The following is an 18686-nucleotide window of genomic DNA, read 5'->3' on the forward strand; positions in this document are numbered from 1 at the left end:
CCATTATTTATCTTTTATCAATCATTCTGGCTACAGCTGTTCCAATAAATTGGATAAGCTGTACTAGAATAATCATAATGATAATCATATAAATCATTAGCTCTGTTTTAAACTGCTGATAGCCATACCTGATGGCAAAGTCGCCGATACCGCCGCCTCCGACCACTCCCATGATCGTTGAATAGGAAATAAAGCTGATAATCGATGTTGTTAGTCCGAGGACAAGCCCTGAACGAGCCTCCACGTATAGAAATTTAAATATGACATCCTTTACAGAAGCCCCCATGGAAATGGCTGCTTCGATCACACCCTTTGGCACATCCAATAAAGATTGCTCGACCAATCGCGAATAATGGGCAATGGCAATGATCGCTAATGGAACGCAAGCAGATGCTGTACCAATGGCTGTGCCGATTATGAGCCTTGTAAACGGGATTAAAAAAACAACCAATAACAAAAATGGAAAAGAACGAATAATATTCACCAATAAATTTAAAATCGAGAAAGCCCACGGATTATCAAGCAAATGGCCCTTCCTACAAAGAAATAGCAAGGTCCCGACAGGCAATCCAATCAAAATCGCAGCTAAAATGGACACACCAACCATAGTAATGGTTTCTCCAATTGACTGCCAAATTTCTGCCTCATATTGAACTAAAATCTCAGGCATGACCTAGCCCACCATTCTCTGCTAATTGTTCGATAAAGTATTCTGGACGATTATCCCTTTTTTGAATCCCGGTTGGTTCGATTAAGACAGTGTCATAAATCTCTCCATCTGCCATGATCGTAACACGATTGCATATACTTTTAATGACATCCAGCTCATGACTAACAATGACAATCGTCACACCGAAGCGTTTGTTTATGTTCTCTAGCACGTCTAATATTTCAGCCGTTGTATTTGGATCAAGGGAAGAGGTCGGTTCATCACATAACAAAACTTGCGGGTTATTTGCCAATGCCCTTGATATGGCAACACGTTGCTTTTGTCCCCCACTTAATTGTGCAGGATATCTCTCCATCTCCTTCTCCAATCCGACAAATTGAAGACACTCTACAACACGGCTCCGACGTTCTTTCTTTGGATAATTTGCCAGCTCTAAAGAGGCTGCCACATTGTCATAAACCGTTTTATTTGCCACAAGATTAAAATGCTGAAAGATCATGCCAATCGACTTCCGTGCCCCTCGAAGTGCTTTATTGTTCAATGTTGTCAACCTTTGGCCGTTTACCTCCACTTCGCCCGCATCTGGGGTCTCCAACAAATTCATTAGCCGCAGCAACGTTGATTTGCCTGCTCCACTTGCTCCGATTATTCCATGAATTTCACCTTTAGGTATTGTTAAAGTAACAGACTTAATTGCCTGAAACTGTGAAAATTTTTTACTCACTTGATGCAGGTTTATCATAAAATCCCACTTTCTATTTGTTGAAAGGTAATAAACATATCGCTCCTCATTATAGTTTCATCAAAGAAACACAACTGAGAAACATTTTATCAACTAATGAGGACCAAATGCAAAGACACAAATTAACAGTTAAAGACTTCCAACCCTATTAGGCTCCCTCTTTCTATTGGCTTTTTATATACCATTCTTAGATATGAGTGATTATTTCATAATTATCATCCTTTATGACTGGATTTTTTTGAGTTTTCACTCTATTAATCGGATTATTCATTTTAAACTAATAGAGGGTGTATTATAATTATAATTGATAATGGTTATCATTATCACAAAATACGAATATTCTAAAGGACGTGGAGGAAAATACATGATTCAATACCTTGATGAGAAAATTGCCAACTATGAGGTATGTGTCATATTGCCCTCAAATTACGATCAAACCAAGAAATACCGAACGATCTATATGCATGATGCTGGTGAAAATGCCATGCAAGCTGCAAACTATATCGATCATTTAATTCTTTCAGGTCAAATTGAGCCACTTATCGTTATTGGAATTGAACCAATTGATCGCAAAAATGACTATACGCCGTGGGAAGCTCCATCACTTGCACCACATGCTGCTGCCTTTGAAGGACAAGCACAGATTTATTTACATACTGTTGTAACCGAAATAAAGCCATATATAGATCCCATTATGCTACGAATCCTGAACCTTCTCATACAGCTATTTCCGGCTGCTCATTAGGAGGACTTGTTTCGATTTTCGCCTCCTATTATTATCCAGAGGTATTCCATCAATATATCTCATTATCTGCTTCCTTTTGGTACGAGGATGTTCTTCGCTATCTTCAAGGGGAAAAGATTGAACGGCAAGGAAATATCCATATCAAACCAACTGTGAATCGTCAAAATCATCAGCTATATTTATATGTCGGGGAACTAGAGGGAATTTATAAAGAAACGATACAAAAGCATATGGTTGCCTACACGAAGAAAGCCCACCTTGAATTTATCAAGGAAGGCTATTTGGAATCTAATCTATTATTTGCGTCAGATCCAGAAGGAACTCATGATGACCTATTCTTTACTAACTACTTCATTCAGTCACTTCGTTGGTTATTTGGAATAGAAAATAAAAACGAAACGTCGGATCGTTAATTATCCTTATCGATGGCATCACAATAGCCCCAAGAATGATGATTTTCCTCCAGTCTTGGGAGCTGCTTTTTCAAAGGTCGTTATATATTGGCGAATCCAAAGATTCTGCTCATAATGGTCGGCACTACAGAAGCATGATTTTTTTTATCCATCGCATCATTATAGAAACTTTGCATCCTCTACCATAAACCCTTCCTCACTTCCAACAGTGATTAAACGCCGTTGATCAATCCAATGATCGCGATCAGCATGCAGCATAACCTCATGATCGTTCTGCTACGGTAAAATTAAAGAATGATTCAACTACAAGCTTTTTAGCAAGAAATAACAAACGATAACTAAGCAAGGGTTTTCCTCGTAAAAATGTTTTGTGGTATGATAGTTAAATTGTTTATCTACCCTGTGACACATTTACATTCATCTAAGAAAAGAGGTATTTATGCACGCCACAGAATTATCCAAGCGACATTGGTTACTTATCTTAACACTTACTTTATTAACATTTGTTCTCGGGACAAGCGAATTTGTTATCGTCGGGATCTTAACCGATATTTCCTCGAGTCTCCATATCACAAATGCCAAAGCAGGCACACTCGTTTCTGCATTTGCGCTTACGTTTGCCGTTGCCACACCGCTCGTGATGTCGGCAACGAGTCATTTTCCAAAGCGTAAATGGATGTTGTTTTTGATAGGTTCGTTCATCGTCCTGAATGCTTTGTGCGTGATTTCGACGAGCTACATCATGCTCCTTGCACTTCGGATGCTGACTGCGATTGTAACAGGCGTTTTAATTTCACTTGCCATGGTTGTTGCAAGTGAAACCATGCCGATCGCTAAACGCGGACTTGCTATATCATTCGTTTTCGGTGGCTTTACGCTTGCAAACGTGATTGGAGTACCGATAGGCACTGTCATCGCTGAATGGTACGACTGGAATGCATCCTTCCTGTTAACGACTTTTCTCGGAGCTATTGCGTTTTTGGCATCTTTCTTCGTATTGCCTACTATGCAAAGTACAATTCGCAGTTCGATGCGTGATCAATTTTCTTTGTTAACACACCCGCGAATTTTAATGGCTTTTTTCATTCCATCACTTGGTTTTGGAGCGACGTATGCCGTTTATACGTATCTTGTTCCGATCCTGAAAGGAATGGAATCACCAGACAGTTCAATCAGTTTGATCTTGTTTGGCTACGGATTCATTTCCATTTTCAGCAACATACTCGCCGGTAAAATTGCCAGCTACAATGCGATCGGACGCCTCCGGTTTGTTTTCCTCGTGCAGGCAGTCGTTCTGATCAGTTTATATTGGACGACGAATAATTTTATCTTTGGGTTGATTAACATTGGCCTGATGTCGTTAATGGCCATCCTTTTAACAACATCCACCCAGCTTTATTTGATAGATCTTGCCGGTATTTATCAACCAAAAGCTACAGGGCTAGCTGCTTCACTGATGCCAGTAGCAAGCAATGTCGGTATCGCCTTTGGTTCCGCACTGGGCGGAGTTGTTTACCATCAGGGAAATTTGATGTATGTGACATGGGTCGGTGGGCTGGTTGCCATTTGTGCAAGTCTTCTAACATTCCTAAGTCATCGCTTAGACCAAAAACAAAAGAAAGCAGCATAAGTGAAAGCTAAGAACGCCTTGGTATGCTTCCTAGGGTACCTCAATAGAACAAAATCTTTCCATGTCCTAATAAAAGGGATTACAGTTAATCCTTCAAATAAAATTGAAGAAAGAAGTATCAAGAACGTTAGTTGTTCTTTGATACTTCTTTTTTTAAAAAAACTAGGTGCTTACCTCTAAAAACCAAGCGGACAATTGCGAGTTACGCTGCCATTTATATACCGTGACGTTATTTCGACGACACCATCAAAAACCGGACAATTTGGTCCGAGAAGTTAAACCAGTAATGGGCTTTTCTAGCATCGAACATGAACGACTGCTGTTCATGGAGTTCCATTCTTTCTCCTGCTATTTCCACTGTTAACTTCCCTTCGATAATGAATAAGAATTCATGTCCGCTATGAGAAAAAGCGCTTCCTTTATTTTCCCCTGGCTTTAACGTGACTAGAATAGGCGAAAAAACAGCATCACGAATGCCGCTGGATAAATTCTGATAATGAAATTGTTCATGATTATAATCTGAATTTTCTTGGGAGCGGTCCTCAGAAAAAAAGAAACTTGGATTGACATCTAATGTATCAGCGATTTTTTTTAATGACTCTAATGTGACGCTTGATTTTCCCCGTTCTACTTGTGATAAAAAGCTGATCGAAACGCCTGTTTGTTCAGCCAGACTCTTTAATGTTAGTTTTCGCTCTTTCCTCAATAATTTGAGTTTTTTTCCGATTGAATCAAAAGGCATACAGATGCCCCCTTTTTTACATAGTATCTAGCTTCATTATACATGACAAAATTTGATGAATGCTCCGTCATTAATAACTTATTAAAAAAATATTGACAGAAAATTTCTAATTATTTAAAATGAAGAAAATAATAAATTGAAGTGATACTTCAATTTTAAAGAGGTGACTCATGATGGAAAAGAAACAAATGCGGCGAATATTAATCGCGAGTTTAGTCGGAAGTTCGATTGAGTGGTTTGACTATTTTTTATATGGGACCGTTGCAGCTCTCGTGTTTAACCAGCTATTCTTCGTGAATGAGGATCCGACAATAGGGCTGTTGCTTTCCTATACATCCTTTGCGTTAGCATTCTTCATCCGCCCTTTTGGCGGAGTGATCTTTAGTCATATTGGCGATCGTATCGGGAGAAAGAAAACACTTGTTTTAACACTTAGTTTAATGGGGGTCGCAACATTTGGGATGGGGCTTCTTCCCACGTATCAAGCCGTTGGTATTTGGGCACCGATTTTATTAATCACGTTACGCTTAGTTCAAGGTCTAGGAATTGGCGGTGAATGGGGAGGCGCGCTTTTATTGGCCGTTGAATATGCTCCCGCTGAAAAACGGGGCTTGTTCGGATCTATTCCCCAGATGGGTGTTACAATAGGAATGCTGCTTGGAACCATTGCCTTATCTATTATGACACTGCTTCCTGAAAGCGCATTCATGACTTGGGGATGGCGTTTACCATTTATTTTTAGTGCTTTGCTTGTGTTTTTTGGCCTATGGATTCGTAAAGGAATCGATGAAACACCGTCTTTCAAAAAAGTAAAGGAATCCGGAGAAGTTCCAAAGCTACCGATTGTAGAAACTCTTAAGAATTATTGGCGTGAAGTGATTATCGCCGTGGGAGCCAAAGTGGTAGAAACAGCGCCATTTTATATTTTCAGCACATTTGTCGTATCATATGCTACTTCGAATCTCGGTTTCTCACGGACAGCTACCTTGACTGCAGTCATGATTGCAACAATTATAACGACAATTTTAATACCATTCATGGGGATGCTATCCGATAAAATTGGCCGCAAAAAGCTGTTTATAGCCGGAACGATTGGGATGGCACTGTTTGCATTCCCATACTTCTGGTTGCTGCAGCAAAAATCGGTACTGCTATTAATCATTGCAACAGTGATAGGTTTAGGGGTTATTTGGGCTCCAATCACAGCTGTTCTTGGAACGATGTTCTCGGAAATTTTCGATGTAAGGATTCGTTATACCGGCATCACGCTTGGATATCAAATCGGGGCAGCTCTGGCAGGAGGAACAGCGCCGCTAGTTGCAACTGCTTTACTTAATAGGTTTAATAACTCCTATGTTCCTGTCGCAATTTATATTATTTTTGCATCTGTCCTTTCCCTAGCGGCGATTTGGGCAGTTAAGGATCGCAGCAATCAGAAATTAGACGAAACGCATAATAGTAGCGCCATGTAACCTATGGTTTTTTACTTAAAGGAGGACAATTGAATGTTGGTTATAAGTGAAAAGGAAATTCAACAATCATATGAAATGAAGGACGCAATTTCGGATGTAAAGGCCGTATTACGTGCACATGGTGCTCAAAGAATAGACAACCCTCATCGCACAGTTCTTGCTTTCCCTCAACACGAGGCATCGGCACTTTACATGCCAAGCGCTGATTTATCTGAAGAAGTTTCGGCTGTTAAAGTTGTTACCATTTTTTCCAAAGAATCCTTCAAGGGGGATGGCAACAACACAAGGAGTCATCTTGCTGTCAGATGCGGAAAATGGCGAACATTTAGCGTTGTTGAATGCCTCATATTTAACACGTCTCAGAACGGGGGCATTGAGCGGCATTGCCACAGACTTTCTTGCTCGTAAAGACGCCAGGGTTCTCACGATTATTGGAACAGGAGCTATGGGATTTGAACAAGCACTTGGTGTGTTAGCCGTAAGGGACATTGAGCGTATTTTATTAGTAAATCGCACACCAGAGAAAGCGGAGAAATTCGGTGAAAAGCTGCGGGCATTCGGAGTAACCGTTCCTTTTGAAGTTTGCGAAGATGTTTCAACAGCTGTTCGTCAAGCAGATATTATTTGCTGTGCAACCCGCTCGAACGAGCCTGTATTTAATGGGCTGGATTTAAAGCCGGGCACACACATTAACGGGGTCGGTTCTTATTTGCCGTATATGAAAGAAGTGGATAATACCACGGTTTCACGCGCTGCTAAAATTATCGTCGATGATTTGGCGGGCGTGAAGGATGAAGCAGGAGAACTCATTCATGCAGCCAATCAGGGAAATTGGTCGTTTAATGATATTCATGGGGAGCTTTTTGAACTTGTCATGCGGACCAAAACAGGCAGGGAAAATGATGAGGAAATTACCTTCTTTAAATCAGTCGGTGCTGCTTACTTTGACCTCGCTGTGGCAAAAGGTGTTTACCGCCAATCGAAAGAACGGAACATCGGGATGGAGATTGAGGTTTAGCAGAAGCTGCATTCTATTATTTGAGTTAAATCCAGAAGGAACTCATGATGACCTATTCTTTTCCAACTACTTCATTAAGTCGCTTCGTCGGTTATTGGGCATTGAAAAAATAGAAACGATGGATCGTTAATCATTAAAATAGCCGCTAAGAATGGTGATGTTCACCAAGTCTCGGCGGCTGTTTTTTACAAAGGTCTTCATTTATCGGCGAATGGAACGGCGCTGCTCATGGTGGTCGGCACTACAGACGCATGATTTTCATCCATTGCTACAAACAGCTCCACTGCTAACTTTTTCAATCACTTTTACTTTATCATCAATTGCTGTAGAATGTTTTAGCTTTAACCGTACCCCTGCCAACAACAGTAGATAGGATTGTAAGGCAATAGATGTGTTTAACTATTTAGAAATCTTTAATTACTTAACTTACGCCAGAATCATTTCCAAGTATTTTCTCTAATAATCCCATCTGACTAACTATTTCAATATCATTTTTAAAATTTTGTAAACTAGCTTTATGTTCATCGTATTCTAAATCTTTGGAGTAGCCAATACATAAGTTTAATATACTGTTTAGTTTTTCAGCAGAACCACTAATAAAATAGGTCGTGAGTATTTTATTATTTGTGCTTGCAAGTACTACAATTGTTGCCATGTCCAGTGCATATTCTATGTCTGTATCTGAAATCTTTCTATTCTTTTCCTTAGGGTATTTAAATTCATAGCTATTAATAGAATGAATTTTTCCTGTGAGTAATTCTAGTATCGTTTTATTATAGATTAAATATACTCCTTTAATTAGCTTCATTTCTGGAGCATAAGGATCAGCCAATATATATTTTATACGTTCATCTTCTTTAGGAATCTCTATTCCGTCTAAATCATGCTCTAATATATAAGCTACTTCCTCAATTCTTTTAGGAGGGAATAAATTCGCGAAGCCGTATTTTTTTTCCATAGAATACTTCCTTCATAAATGGATTATTTATCCAAATGCTCATAAAAAGAACTGAAACGATCACACCAACCATAAATACCCATTTCATTCAAACCACACATTTCTTGAAAATTATAACTATAGGTAGAAGAGCCTTGCTCAAAAGGAGGCGAATATCGTTAAATAGAACAAAGCAGATAAAAAAGTAATCCGCATCACCTACAGTTTCTTGTGGAACATCCACATCTACCGCAAAAGTACCATCCATTTCATTCCCTTTAGATTTTTTTTATCCTCCGAACTTACGTCACTTACATCATCTTTCTTGGAATCGGAACAAGCTGAAACTATCAAAGAAAGACTAACTATAAATAATAGTGAAGCAAGTAACTGAACTTTTTTCTTACCCATCGTTTTCATTACTCCTCTTCCTGTTAGTATTTCGTATAAGCAGCGGTATAAGAAGCTCTATCATAATGCTATAATAACCAAAAATTCAGATTGAAATATCCCAAAATTGAATTCAGGATTTTCATATATGGAATATTTAATAATATTAATTAAACCAAATACTCGTGTGATATCAGATGCATTGAAGAAAAAAACTATGATTACTATTTTTTATATAATCAAATTTAGCCACCATCAATTACCTTTTATATTGGAAAAAGTTTCAACTAATAATCACTCATTTTTTAATGATTTTTGAACGAATAAGTATAGATAAAGCACAAGTACCATAGAGAAAAAAAGCTATGAAAAGTAAAGGTACTAATATTGTTGGTATTTGATCTTTTGGGACAACCCAAAATAATAGAATTGCAAAGGAAATTGTTCCACTTAACCCCATGAATATCGCATAAAATATGCCTTCTTAAAACTCTCTTTATTTGTAGACATCAATATCAAAATTCACCACCTAATTTTTATTTTGTTTTAACCACTGTTTTTTAGAATTACTTATCTTCTTCTAACCCTGCCTTTACTCCTACTCCGATACCATAACTTATTATTCTCGTATTTCTTAAAACGTCGTTAAGTGCCTCCATTAGAAAAAATAACGTCCGAAGCAACTCCCTTTTTGGGGTAAACACCTGTAAGTTCAGTCAATAATCCCCTACACCCCAATGTTTTACGACAAATAAAAAGAATCCATCTTGAAAAAAGATGGATTCTTTTTCTATCTGTGTTGCTGTGTCAACTTAGTTTTCATGCAGAGTTGATTGAAACGGAAGGTGCGAGACTCCTGCGGGAAAAGCGTGTCCAAGGGAGACCCCACAGGCGCAAAGAGCGCCGAGGGCGGACCGCCCGCGGAAAGCGAGTGCCTGCAGTGGAATGAAACGATCAAAGCACCCCCTCCAACATGGGCAAGTTGTATGACCCCCATAATGAGGAAGATTGACTTAATTAATTCATGATCCACTTGTTTCTGCTTCAGCTACCTTTTTGACACGTTCTAAAAATTCAACTACCACTTTATCGGTAGCAAACAATAATAATATTTTTAAAAACCATTTTAACGGGCGACTGGTGACTGTATATGTAAAGGAAGTCTTATTGTCATTGATTTTATTTAGTTCATAAAAAGCTGTAATTTCAAATATTTTAGCAAGTATAAAGCCTACTTTTAGCTTCTTCTCATTAGTTTCATTCAAATATTCTAATGTTTCTATATCATACTCTTCTGTTCGTTTTCCTTCTCTATATTTTTGGCGATATACACTTCCAACTACTTCTTCCGTTATTTTAACGGGCTTTTGTTCAACCACCTGAGGCATGATTCGTTGCATATTCTCTACAGAACCATCAAGAAATTTCCAAACCTGTTCAATTGGAGCGTTTATTTCTATTTCTCTTGTCCATTTTTTCAAAGAAAATCACCTCTACTTACATTATATTCACTTTCCTATGTAATACCAAATTAACACTGATAAATCATTGGTTGAATGAACTGGGGATCATTACGTCCATTTGAAATCATAAGGTGCAGAGTATGTCCTAGCCCAAGTGACATTTTTACCTAGGGCATTGTTAAACAACCCTTTTTAGAATTTTCTTTCTGTCAATAAATTACTTTATTAAATTCCTCCCATTTAGTGTTATTCTTGTATAATAGACCAAATTGTAATTTTCAGGAGAATCCAATGAATTTTATTTATATTAATCAAAATATATTAGATAATCTCTTTTATATTTTAGTAAGCATTTTGATTTATTACATTTTATTAGATCATGGCAAAAGGTTAAATCAGTATCGCAAGACCCTTATTACTGCATGCATGAGCATTCCCATTATATTATGTATGAAGTTCCCTATTTATATAGATGAATATTGTGTCCATGACCTCAGGCAAATTCCTTTTATAATAGGGACACTTTATGGTGGTTGGCCTGTAGGGGCTGCCCTGTTAATCATAATATTAACAGTTAGGTTTGCTCTTTATGGTTTCAATTTCCTTACGTTAATTGTTTATATCGTTATATTTATTATAACGGCTCTATTTTCTTCCAAATTCAAAAATTTTAATAGAAAAAATAAGCTAAATAGCTCGATACTATTAATTTTGTTTCTAGGAATCCTAACCAGCTTTATTTCACTCGTTATGTCTGATTATTTTCGAATAACGGATGCCTATGTATTTTACTTTATTATCCTTCCTCCTTTCATTATAGGTTTAGCTGTATATATCATGGAAATTTTAAAAGATGCAATTTTAATCCGTACACAAATGGTAAGGCTTGAAAAAATGGAGATAGTCAGTCAGCTTGCAGCTAGTATTTCACATGAAGTCAGGAATCCTTTAACGGTTGTGAAAGGATTTGTTCAACTGCTAAAGGATTCTGATATTTCTCAAGAAGTAAAAGAACAATATATAAAACATATTGTTAGAGAACTTGATAGTGCAGAATCAATTATTAGTGAATACTTAGCATTTGCAAAACCTGCAATTGAAAAAGTGGATACTATTTTAATTAACCGTGAAATAGGATATGTAATTGAAATGATAAGACCTTTAGCTAACATGAATTTAGTTAATATATCAGAACAGTTGACTCCAGGCACTACCCGCGGGAATATTCAACATTTCAAGCAATGCTTCCTAAACCTGATTAAAAATGGTATCGAGGCTATGCCAAATGGCGGGGAACTTAGTATTGTTTCCTATATTAATAATTCCGGCATGATTATCGAAATAAGTGACAATGGAATAGGAATGAACAAAGAACAAATAAATCGTTTTGGCGAACCTTATTACAGTTCCAAAGAAAAAGGGACAGGGCTAGGATCTATGGTAGCTGTTAAGACCATCCAAACGATGAATGGTTCACTTCATATAAATAGCCTTTTGAATAAGGGAACAACGATTTCAGTAACACTTCCCGTTTATCATGAAGATAATCCTAAAAAATAAATGAAGCATCTTTTCATAAAAAAAGCCCGCCTTTATCGGCGGACTTTCAAACTGTAGGCAAACTCGATGAAAACTCAGTTTGCTTGCAGTTTTTTATTTAAAAAGTTCAGATGATTTCAGAAATCCGCTCCCTTTCCGCCGACTGCCTGCCAAGCCTCCTCGGCGCAAGCGCCTGTGGGGTCTCGGCTAGCCAGTAATTCGGCAGGAGTGTCGCAAATTTCTTCAATCCAATGAGGATTACAGTAAAAAACTATAATAACCGGAGCATTTTATTCGACCAGCTACACTGTCTTGGGCCATTGACGCAGTTTATCGACCTAAACCACACAATATTCGGCCGTTCACGCACAGTATTCGACCTATCCCACATAGTATTCGACCGTTCATGTTCGACCTTCACCTCACTATATTCGGACTCTGAACCCCTTTTATATTCAAACAGAAGTCCGCCTTTATCGGCGGACTTTTTACTGTTTATTTTTTCTGTTCAAGGCATTGATGAACCGCCATCATATCTCGTTTGTTCAATTCACGAATCCGATTGAAAATGGGAATATCGGCAACGGCCTCGGTACGTTCACTTTCTGCCACGACATCCCTTACTTTCCCTGTCAGCCAGGTCTGCACGTCGATGTCTTCGACGATTGCTTTACGACCTTCATCATCGATGCCACTGGCATGACAACTCACACAGGGTATCGTTAATTTATACACACCGTCATGGATGTTATCTTCTGAAATGACTTTCTTCCCATTACAGAATGGGCATTTATGACTTGCTTTTATTTTATTGATTTGGGTAACGATTTTTTTGTAGCCAAATGCTTCATAGACATAGGTTAGTTTTTTGTATTTGCCATTGGTGAAGTATTTATCAATAATGGTTTCTCTTGTTTCGTTAATATTGGCAAAGTCACAGATGGTGATCTGGTTTTTGCTGCTGATTGCTTCGATATTGCCTTTAATGCTGCCCCAGAATGGCAGGGTATTTTGTAAAACCACTTCATAGCCCACGAAGCTTGCCAGTTCCAGTTCGAGCATTTTCAACGCCGCTTTTGTTTCCCGAGGAAGGAATGAGACATCATCAGTAAGTGCGATATCGCCGCCCACAATCGCTTTTAGTTTTTCCAGTTCTGGAAGCTTCCCAACAATTTTGATGACTTGATCAATCGGCTGTTGGATGATCTCGCGAATGTCTGTATCACCAAATGTCAGTTTTTTATGATGCTTGAGGATCGTTCCTTGACAGACAGGACAGGCGATCATCTCTTTTGATGCTTTCATCTGCTCTTTAATGATCGATTTCGATATGAACATATAACGTCCAATGATGAAATTGAATCCTTCCCATGTTCTTGATGCCTTGCCTGCTTTATCGTAAAAGGACTTTTCCCAATACCCATATAAGAAGGTCTGCTTTTCGGCATCTGTCATCTCATTATAGCTTTTACTAATGTCGTGACCGAGTTCATTCTTGATCTCATCAAACAGGAATTGCAGTTTTGAATGTTGATAATATTTTAGTACTTCCATCACGTCTGGATGTAATAAGCCATCCCAGAATGGCACGTTTTTGTCTTGAATGACGACATCAAAGTCAAATTTTTCAATGACCCTGCGGCCCGAACAGCTTGGACAATGATTTTCTGCAGAATAGAAATCGAAGCTTCTTGTATCTTTATTGGTTGGATGTGCAGCCACTAGATGGTTGATCATGCCGCCCAATTCATAAAGAAACGTATATTGGCTGTACAAGTGCCGTTCAAGATCGATGGCTATCACAGGTGCGATCGTGTCTGACTCGTATTCACCATAAATCACACGAGCAATTGGTGATAAGCTTTTTAAAATGCCGCCCTTATAGACGTTCTCTGCCTTTTTGAAATAGTCCAGATGATTTTCCCGTAAATAATTGATGCCATTTTTTGACCGGAGTGTAGAAGTGATTTGCAATGGTTCCACTTGATCCTCACTGTTATTGTGTCGAAAATGATCATCATGACTGACAACGTCAAGATGTTGGACAGGTGTTAGCTGTCGTTTACCAAAATCAACGATATAATCCGAGCTATCCAGCATATAACCATTATGTTCAATCATGATGATGGAGACGGATTCATCCTCCAGGATGACCCTGACACTATCGATGAATTGGTTTAATATATTTTGCGATAACCCTTTTGAAGGCTCGTCAAAAATGAACAGCGTATGCGGGTTTCTTGTCTTCGCGAAAAGCTCGGAAACTAAGTGGACACATTGAAATTCACCCGTCGATAGTGTTTGTGTTTTTCTTTCCAACGTCAAATAACCAAGCCCAAGATTGATCAATAAGCTCAAGCGTTTATGAGCGATGTCTTCATTTGGCAATTCTTCGATGATATCTTCAATCGAACGCAGAAAAATATCATCAATTTCATCACTGTATTTGGTTAGTTTCTTTTTAATATCAAGAAATGTCGCAACGGTTGATCGACTGGTAATCGATTTGTTTCGATCCTGCCCGACCATGACCAGTTTATCTTTTGGATACCGCTTCTGAAAATCTTTAGAGATACATTCATTGACAAGTGTAGATTTCCCACAACCTGACTCACCCGTAAAGGTAACCAGCCTATTCTTTGGAATCCGGATTTCTTCCATTTGAATATTACGGCAGTAAAGATCCTGAAATTGATAGTATTCCGTTGGCGCTGCTTCATTTCTTTCCCAGGCGATTGGTTTGGGACGTGGTGATTCCTCAACAATTTTCCCGCCATATTTCCCGCTGCCAGGTCCAAAGAACAATTGTTCATTTGTGCTATCTAATACCGTGTCTGAGTGATCAATGAGCCAAATTTGATTCTTATATCCTAATTGCTTAATCTGTTCCAAAATTTTCAATAGGGTTTGATGATCAAGACCGACGGAGATTTCATCAATGATGATCACGGTATTTTCACTTGTTGCCATAAATTCGGCCAAGTAAAGCCGTGTTAATTCTCCCCCTGACACTGTCCCCATAATACGATTTAAACTTAAATAACCAATATTCATATTGATTATATTTTGGAGAATATGCTGTTTAGCTTCACTAATATGTAATGTCTCTGCGAGTGAAAGGATCGTTTCGATGCTTAAGTTGTTGATATCGGAAATAGTATGCGGGCGATCTAATAATTCAATCGTATATTGCTCGACTTCTTGATTGTAGCGTTTCCCCTCACACTTTGGACATTCGACATTTTTCGTCGTACCGCGTCCTTTACAAGTGGGGCACCAGCCTAAGGCATTATTAAATGAAAAAACTTCCGGAGAAAGATTGAATTTTTCAGCAAGACAAACACGAATCTCTTTAAAGACACCAGTATGTGTGCCAATGGTTGAACGGGGATTGGCTGAAATGGATGATTTGCCGAGAAAAAGGACCAGCGGCATTTCCTCCATCTTGATGGCGCTGAAGTTGGTTTCCATAATATTAGGAAATAAATATTGATATTCAGACTTGGGCAATAAGGAAACGAGACGCTTCTTGGATTCTTCCCCAATGGTTTGACAAAAAGTCGTCTTCCCGGAACCGGATAACCCAGCAATTCCTAATGATTGATCATCTTGAAGTGCTGCATCTAAATGGTTTATATTGTTCGCTATTAATCGATTTATTTTCATTTGTAACTCCTCTCCATTTTATTAAGCTCAGTCTTTCATATTAGCACAGCGACAAATGTATTTGGTATTTTTTTAACGGTAGCTCCATTTTACTATTCTTTCACATTCCGCTGCTCCAAAAACGTATGATTCATCGACAAAAATCGTGGACTAGGTTTTTCTCCATAATCAATAAGATATAGATTATAAAAGCCCCTCTCGACATAGAGAAGGGCTTTCTTTATGAAGTGTGAAATTACCCGTATACCGCTTATTTTGTATTAGACCTTTTTGCCTTGTTTTCAAGCTCGCTTTTTGGCTCAGTGGAGAATTCGACATCTTTTCCATGTCCCTGCGGGTTTACACTTGGTGCGATTCGACCTCTTCCTGTCTTTTTGCTCATTTCCTTCACCTCCAAGTATATTATGTCCGAACTGTTGTAAATTAAAATGGAGGTCCTTTCTTTCTGTGAACTTCTGCCTGCGATCAGGAATTTATAAAGAGTACCCCAATAAAAAACCTGCATAGAACTAAAGTCTACACAGGTTTCAAAAAAGTTGTTTTCCATATTCGGGCCCTCTTTGTCAATCTAGGGTCAGAAGTAAACTCTTCGTTGCATCGTTGAGCAAGAAAGGACTGGGTTCGCCAACCGTATATATCTGCAAGTTATGCATAGCCCTGGTACATGCGGTGTAGAACAATCTTCGTAAGCTCTCATCACCGTAAGCTTGCACAGATGCATCATAAATGATGACAGCATCAAATTCGATGCCTTTGGCCAAATAAGCCGGTATCACAACAACACCCTGTTCATATTCATTTGTGCCTTTCTGTACGAGTTTAATTTCACTGATGATACTAAGGGCATCGTATGCAGCGGCACTTTCCGCAGCAGATTTACATATTATGGCGATTGTATTATACTCACGACTTTGAAAGTCTTTGACTTTAGTCACGATTTTGTGGTGCAATTCATCACGGCTGGAGACTTGGGTCAGTACAGGCTTTTCACCTTCACGGTCGAATGCCTTAATTCGATGGCCTTCAGGAACTAGTTCACGTGTAAATTCTATAATCTGCTTTGTGGATCTGTAGCTTTGATCCAAGGTTATACTCTCGGTTTCACTTATTCCGTATAAACTGGTAAGAGTCTGGAAATCCACCCGTTCGCTGGCATGAGCGAATATTGCCTGGTTAAAGTCACCGAGCACGGTCAGCCTTGCAGAAGGAAACAACCGTTTCAAAAACTCGAATTGAAATGGAGAATAATCTTGTGCTTCGTCTACAAGCACGTATTTTATAGAGGTATTCGTCTGAAACCCTAAAATTAGCTCCTTCAGTAGCAAAAATGGAGTCGCGTCTTCGTAATGCAGTTTACCTTCGTCCAGCATTTTTTGCGTTGATAAGCAAATTTCCCTTTCGATAGGTGTTTTACCCTCATTCCACACTTCGATCCGTATTTGATCGTCAAAAAGTTGCTTGTATATTCCCTTAATGTTGATAAAATGAAATGCTTTTATCCGTTTGCGTAACGTCTTCAATTTCTTTCGAACAATCATACGCGCGAGCATTTTATTCTCCATCTCATAATCGTCAAAGGAATCTTCATTAACACCGCGTTTTTTCTCTAAGTGAGTGTATACCTTTTGATAGTCTTCTTTGCTAAGATACTCGATTTCCTCCTGGACCCAAGGTTGTTTCAACTCAAACTTTTCCCTTTCATCAAGTAACTCACATAACCATTCTTTCAACTTTTCAATCCTATTGTGAAATCTTAGTGTGGTGTCTCTGTTATAAAATCTTTCTGAGATTTGTTTGGCGGAGACGAGCGTTTCCCCTCGGAACTTGAACCCTCTAAAGATCATTCCAGATGATTCCAGTGATTGACTGTATGTTTTGATTATCTCAAAGAAGCGAATTGAAGCCTTAAATCGGATACTCGCTGCCCTAGTGCTATAGGAAAGATCATCCGCTCCAGTCAACAAAAATTCTAATTGCTCATAAGGGTCCTCAACTTGAAATGAGTCAGCCAGACGATGGTCCAAATATTCCTGGAATGTTACCTGCTGCATATTCTCTTCGCCAAGTTCGGGTAGTACATTGGATACGTAGTTATTAAACATGGAGTTAGGTGAGAATAGAATGATTTGATCGGCCTTAATCCTATCTCGATACTTATAAAGCAAGTAAGCGATCCGTTGGAGGGCAGCTGATGTCTTGCCACTGCCAGCGGCTCCTTGAACAATGAGCAGACGTCCGCGATCGTTCCGGATGATTCTATTTTGCTCCCGTTGAATGGTGGACACAATACTGTGCATATGCTTATCCGTCCCCTTACCAAGCACCTGCTGCAGTATCTCATCTCCAATGGTGAGACTCGTATCGAACATTGAGTCGATAACGCCTCCCTTGATGATATATTGCCACTTATTCTCCAGCATCCCCCGAATTACGCCTCCGGGAGTAGAGTATTCTACGGGACCGGGAGGATAGTCATAATAAACACTCGAAATCGGAGCCCTCCAATCGTAGACAATGAAGTTTTCTCCTGTTGTATCAGTAAGGGTGGCGGTCCCAATATAAATATGTTCCGTAAGGGAAGCCCCTTCTTCAGTTAAATCAATCCGGCCGAAATAAGGTGCCCCCTGCATGCGGCGCAGTGTTGACAACCTCTTGAAGGAATATCTATGTGCACCTTCGCTTTGTGACAAGTCTTGAGCCTGTTGCCTTAAGCCAATGATCGTCTCGAGGTAATCATCGAAAGTATCCACATTAACCTTGAGGTCATCCCAAAAGTGTTTCCGGATATTAACAACTTCTTTTCTACGCTGTAAAGTCTCTCCTTCTATTTTGCTGATTTGCTTCGTAATTGTTTCTATCACCTCATCCAAACGTTCTTGCTCCTGCCGAATTTCATTGTTCATATCAGACACTCCTTCAAAAAAAGAAATTAGGGGTTGACTAGAGGTGAGTTTAACCTTATAATTAAAATAAGGGATAAACTGTTTAGATATAATTCGTAAATGTGTTTCTATACTAAGTTATCACAATTCCAGAATTATATCAATGAATATTACATAACAGTCGCCATGAAAGATCCGTCGTTTTTAACGCATGGAGGAACAATCCAACTTAACATTTAATGTCAGTAACCACTCCAGCATGTCGCATGGCTGGTTATTTTTTTTGTCTATTTACATATTTGAAGGCCTCATTGCTTCGCTGGTCATGGTTTCATGGTAGCTACGACACTCTCATCAACGGTTTGACTCGTAGTTTC

Annotated in this window: 12 protein-coding genes and 2 pseudogenes; 5 read left to right on the top strand and 9 right to left on the bottom strand. The window is 38.8% G+C overall.

Going from position 1 to position 18686, the window contains the following annotated elements; translation table 11 throughout:
* Positions 1 to 7: 7 nt before the first annotated feature.
* Together ABIE66_RS21910 and ABIE66_RS21915 are read right to left on the bottom strand one after the other, a co-directional pair.
* Positions 8 to 670, bottom strand: coding sequence for a methionine ABC transporter permease (locus ABIE66_RS21910; protein WP_370016276.1), 663 nt, complete (start codon positions 668 to 670; stop codon positions 8 to 10).
* Entirely contained in the window at positions 663 to 1412 is a 750-nt protein-coding gene (locus ABIE66_RS21915) for a methionine ABC transporter ATP-binding protein (RefSeq protein ID WP_370016277.1), read from the bottom strand. Before ABIE66_RS21915 ends, ABIE66_RS21910 begins: the two co-directional genes overlap by 8 nt.
* 364 nt (positions 1413 to 1776) lie before the next feature.
* Here ABIE66_RS21915 and ABIE66_RS21920 point away from each other — a divergent pair.
* Together ABIE66_RS21920 and ABIE66_RS21925 are read left to right on the top strand one after the other, a co-directional pair.
* Positions 1777 to 2570, top strand: a pseudogene (locus ABIE66_RS21920) (alpha/beta hydrolase).
* Between the two features lie 439 nt (positions 2571 to 3009).
* Positions 3010 to 4200 carry an MFS transporter gene (locus ABIE66_RS21925; protein ID WP_370016278.1) on the top strand — a complete coding sequence of 397 codons (1191 nt, stop codon included), beginning with the start codon at positions 3010 to 3012 and terminating at the stop codon, positions 4198 to 4200.
* A gap of 229 nt (positions 4201 to 4429) precedes the next feature.
* Here ABIE66_RS21925 and ABIE66_RS21930 read toward each other — a convergent pair whose 3' ends face one another.
* Positions 4430 to 4942, bottom strand: a complete 513-nt coding sequence (locus ABIE66_RS21930; protein ID WP_370016279.1) for a helix-turn-helix domain-containing protein — start codon at positions 4940 to 4942, stop codon at positions 4430 to 4432.
* A gap of 173 nt (positions 4943 to 5115) precedes the next feature.
* On the opposite strand from ABIE66_RS21930, the gene ABIE66_RS21935 reads away from it, so the two are divergent.
* Together ABIE66_RS21935 and ABIE66_RS21940 are read left to right on the top strand one after the other, a co-directional pair.
* Entirely contained in the window at positions 5116 to 6414 is a 1299-nt protein-coding gene (locus ABIE66_RS21935; protein WP_370016280.1) for an MFS transporter, read from the top strand.
* A gap of 33 nt (positions 6415 to 6447) precedes the next feature.
* Positions 6448 to 7432 (top strand): annotated as a pseudogene (locus tag ABIE66_RS21940) (ornithine cyclodeaminase family protein).
* Between the two features lie 421 nt (positions 7433 to 7853).
* Here the strand turns inward: ABIE66_RS21940 and ABIE66_RS21945 are convergent.
* The 3 genes from ABIE66_RS21945 to ABIE66_RS21955 form a co-directional block, all read right to left on the bottom strand.
* On the bottom strand, positions 7854 to 8390 hold the full coding sequence (locus ABIE66_RS21945; protein WP_370016281.1) for a hypothetical protein: 537 nt from the start codon (positions 8388 to 8390) through the stop codon (positions 7854 to 7856).
* A 225-nt stretch (positions 8391 to 8615) separates the two neighbouring features.
* Complete coding sequence (locus tag ABIE66_RS21950) at positions 8616 to 8789, bottom strand: hypothetical protein (protein ID WP_370016282.1); 174 nt, start codon at positions 8787 to 8789, stop codon at positions 8616 to 8618.
* A 992-nt stretch (positions 8790 to 9781) separates the two neighbouring features.
* Positions 9782 to 10240 carry an SRPBCC family protein gene (locus ABIE66_RS21955; RefSeq protein ID WP_370016283.1) on the bottom strand — a complete coding sequence of 153 codons (459 nt, stop codon included), beginning with the start codon at positions 10238 to 10240 and terminating at the stop codon, positions 9782 to 9784.
* A 273-nt stretch (positions 10241 to 10513) separates the two neighbouring features.
* Here ABIE66_RS21955 and ABIE66_RS21960 point away from each other — a divergent pair, with 273 nt between their 5' ends.
* Positions 10514 to 11782 (top strand): ATP-binding protein, encoded by a 1269-nt coding sequence (locus tag ABIE66_RS21960; RefSeq protein ID WP_370016284.1) that lies wholly within the window; start codon positions 10514 to 10516, stop codon positions 11780 to 11782.
* A 474-nt stretch (positions 11783 to 12256) separates the two neighbouring features.
* Here ABIE66_RS21960 and ABIE66_RS21965 read toward each other — a convergent pair whose 3' ends face one another.
* The 3 genes from ABIE66_RS21965 to helD form a co-directional block, all read right to left on the bottom strand.
* Positions 12257 to 15427, bottom strand: a complete 3171-nt coding sequence (locus ABIE66_RS21965) for an ATP-binding cassette domain-containing protein (protein ID WP_370016285.1) — start codon at positions 15425 to 15427, stop codon at positions 12257 to 12259.
* 250 nt (positions 15428 to 15677) lie between these two features.
* Positions 15678 to 15809, bottom strand: a complete 132-nt coding sequence (sspL, locus tag ABIE66_RS21970) for a small, acid-soluble spore protein L (protein ID WP_370016286.1) — start codon at positions 15807 to 15809, stop codon at positions 15678 to 15680.
* 181 nt (positions 15810 to 15990) lie between these two features.
* The gene (gene helD, locus ABIE66_RS21975; protein ID WP_370016287.1) at positions 15991 to 18330 is read right to left on the bottom strand and encodes an RNA polymerase recycling motor HelD; all 2340 of its coding nucleotides are present in this window, start codon (positions 18328 to 18330) and stop codon (positions 15991 to 15993) included.
* Between the last annotated feature and the right edge of the window lie 356 nt (positions 18331 to 18686).

Source organism: Peribacillus sp. B2I2, assembly GCF_041261685.1.
Taxonomy (GTDB): Bacteria; Bacillota; Bacilli; order Bacillales; family DSM-1321; genus Peribacillus.